The 999-nt window shown below is 47.3% G+C and carries 2 protein-coding genes; both read right to left on the bottom strand.

The genetic code is table 11. The features are described 5' to 3' along the window. Positions 1 to 295, bottom strand: a 295-nt coding sequence (locus JQM66_RS12415; protein ID WP_235230176.1) for an N-terminal phage integrase SAM-like domain-containing protein, incomplete at its 3' end; no start/stop codon positions are given. A 77-nt stretch (positions 296 to 372) separates the two neighbouring features. Further along, a partial coding sequence (locus JQM66_RS12410; protein ID WP_235230175.1) for a hypothetical protein occupies positions 373 to 999 on the bottom strand: 627 nt, incomplete at its 5' end.

The raw sequence follows: 999 nt of genomic DNA, 5'->3' as shown, positions 1-999 counted from the left end.
GCAGGCGGTATCCCCCAATGAACGGCAGAATATGCTGGTTCAGCACATACTTGATCATGTTGAGACTGCTCTCCCGCAGATAAGGCTTCTTGTAGATGTCATACCACATCTGGGCAAAATGGCCGAAGGTTTCTTCGCTGCAGATATCCACGCCGGAGTTGACCAGGATCTGAGCCTTCAGAACTTTTTCGTCCAGTTCCTCCTGTGTCTTACCCCGCAGATACTTGCGGGTACCATCGGGCAGTTGGATCGCTTTGGTTTTGTACTGATACTTTTTCTGTGTTGTCTTAGCCATAAGGCGTTCTCCTTTCTATTAACGCCTTGTGATACAGCACTTTTATGATAAAGCAAGCACCGAAAAAGCACAAGGGGTCACTGTGAGATAATTTCATCCAGAACAGAATCTGGAATTTGATAGAGCTGTGCATTGGTATTGTTGATTTTTCGCATGACATCCATCTGAAAATCAAAGAAATATCCATACGCTGGCCTGATCCTGAATTTATGATCACGAGGCGACTGATAATACTCGGAAACATATTGAAGGTCGAACAAAAGACCTTCCGTAAAGTCATGGAGATGATCAGCAAGCTGTGGAAGTCTACGATACAACCGCGAGGGTGTCGCCGGCTCTGTGATCGCCCGCAGCAGTTTGATCCCATTTGGGTCATTGGTGGTGTAATAGAGCGGCAACTCTGTTTCCATATGGATCATCCGGGTATTTCTGTTAACACCGTGCGTCACCAGGCTCTCCACCAGAGCCCATTCATTGCCGATCAGGATATTCCCTGCGAAATACCGTTCCTGTCCAATCGGCGAGTATAGTACCTGATCCCGAAAATACTCCTCCGATGCTTCTGCCCAACGCATATTGTGGTCGCCCAGGAAGTACAGAGCATAAATCTTGTTCCATCTCACCATAATGCCGGAAGCTCTGGAACCCTTGTTGTCCATTCCAAAGCGGGTATGAAATTCGTAGGCGCCGTAATAAGTAAGCTG

Source organism: Oscillibacter valericigenes (genome assembly GCF_021531915.1).
Lineage (GTDB): Bacteria > Bacillota > Clostridia > Oscillospirales > Oscillospiraceae > Oscillibacter > Oscillibacter valericigenes_A.
Note: the sequence above shows the minus strand (reverse complement) of the source record. Positions and strands in the feature narration are given on the sequence as shown.